Source organism: Algoriphagus chordae (genome assembly GCF_003254055.1).
Classification (GTDB): Bacteria; Bacteroidota; Bacteroidia; order Cytophagales; family Cyclobacteriaceae; genus Algoriphagus; species Algoriphagus chordae.
Genome location: NZ_QKZT01000040.1, coordinates 1 through 2,056, shown reverse-complemented (window position 1 = coordinate 2,056; position 2,056 = coordinate 1). Strand labels below are relative to the sequence as shown.

2 protein-coding genes are annotated in these 2,056 nt (G+C 37.2%); both read left to right on the top strand.

Annotated features, from left to right (window positions below):
- The first annotated feature begins 256 nt into the window (after positions 1-256).
- Complete coding sequence (locus LV85_RS21915; RefSeq protein ID WP_111323483.1) at positions 257-1,141, top strand: RDD family protein; 885 nt, start codon at positions 257-259, stop codon at positions 1,139-1,141.
- A 167-nt stretch (positions 1,142-1,308) separates the two neighbouring features.
- The gene (locus LV85_RS21910) at positions 1,309-1,986 is read left to right on the top strand and encodes a DUF6630 family protein (RefSeq protein ID WP_146260532.1); all 678 of its coding nucleotides are present in this window, start codon (positions 1,309-1,311) and stop codon (positions 1,984-1,986) included.
- Positions 1,987-2,056: the final 70 nt, after the last annotated feature.

The following is a 2,056-nucleotide window of genomic DNA, read 5'->3' as shown; positions in this document are numbered from 1 at the left end:
CGACTTGCTAATGCTTCGGGGCGTTACCCCCGCACATAAGGGACTTTCACCCTCTGGAATAATTTGATATCTTCGATATCAGATGCCCATGCTGGGCACACACATCGGCGATAGCAAATGCGGTTTGACTGGCTAAAAATGCAGATATTGCAACTAAATAAAATTCAGTCTGGCTGACAAAAATTCGGTTTCAAAATCCCGCACTTGCTATAGCCCGAAACCGTTGTGTGCAACCTAAAAAAACGAGAAACATAAAATGACAACAGAACAGAAAACTAACGCAGGGACAAGAATTGGCTCAATGTTACTTGACCACATTGCAATGACATTTATAGCAATGATTTTTTTCGTGCCCGGGATGATTTCAGAATTTTCAACTGCTTTTGAAGTAAATCACGAACAAACCAGTCCAGACATTTTCGGTGGACTTAGTTATGTTGGACTAATCGGTTTTGCCCTCTATTTCTGTAAAGACTGTATAAATGGACGGAGTATTGCAAAAAGAGCCTTAAAACTTCAGGTAGTTGATAATAAAAGTGGAAATGTAGCTTCTCCAATTAAATGCTTTGTCAGAAACATATTTTGTATTCTTTGGCCAATTGAAGTTATTGTGACTTTAGTAAGTCCAAGTAGAAGAATTGGAGATATGGTAGCAGGAACCAGAGTAATTCCATTCAACCCTGAACTTGAACAACCTAAAGTTAATTACACACAAGTTGGAATATCAATTTTACTTGCTTATGGACTAATGGTTCTTGTAATGCTTCCATTTGAAGGCCTAAAATCAAAAATGGCAACTAATCGAGTAACTTATCTCAAGAGTTCCATAAATGAAAATGCGGCCAACGAAACAGAACAGTTATTTGCAGACAGCTTGGGAACATATATGACCGCAGACGTTCGTGTTTACGACAAAATCGAAAAAAATGATGACCTGAAATATGTTTCTGTAATCCTTCGACTAAACGAAAATTATTTAGAGAATGATGATAATTACGAGCAAATCAAGTCAGCGACAGTACCTCTACTACTGACAAAGTTTCCAGAAAAGACTTTTGTAGGACAGATTAAATATGTCTATCAACAACCAGGGAGTATGCAGACAAGAACATTGCCACTTGATTGGAGAGAAAAAGAATAAAAAAAGGCAGCACACAACACAGCATATAGCTTATGGCAGGTGAACGGCTACCAACAAGGCTTTCGCTAAGTAGCCAGCTTTAGTTTCGGTGGACAGGAAAGTGCTTCGAAACCGCCACAAGCCATATGCAAACCGTTGGCAGTAATTGTAAAACAGACACAGAACAAATGATAAAGAGAATATTTGACATAGTGACTTTTCCGTTTTACTTCATTTACCTTTTGATATCATTTCCATTCAAAATCGTAAAAATTATTATAGACGACAAAATTGAAAAGCGAAGTTATAAGGATAGTAAATTGTCAAGTAAAACAAATGACGAAGGTGGTCTTATTGACATTGGAACAATGCTATTTTCAGGACACAAGACAGATTTCGAAATTTTTTTCAACACATTTTTAAAAGACAAAAACACATTTCTAACTGAAAACGAAGTGTTTTTAGAAGACTATGACAACTTTGAATTGGACAAACTAAAGCCAATAGAAGTCATTTACATTTTTGGAGACAGTAAGGGAAAGCTATGGATGACAGATTGGCGTGGAGAAGAAAACGGAAGAGAAATTGAAAATTTCCTTGAAGACAAGTTGCAGATTAAGACTGATTGGCAAAATGTAAACGAAATAAGAAAGGGTGTTGACGAAGAAAGACAAAGAGATGGTAAATTTATAATTGACCTTTTAAAGACCATTGACAAAGATTTAGAAACATTAAACAAAAGACTGATTTTCCTTGACCTTGGTTGGGACGCTTATGTTTATACAGTTGTTGACCAACTTTCATATAAGGCTATTACAGACAAATTTGGGACACTTTTTCACGGGACAGAAAACCTGAGAAAATGAGAACAACTACTGCCAATCGAGTAGACGGCCGTGAGCCATAAGCCCACGGTGCGCCTCTCACACCACCGTA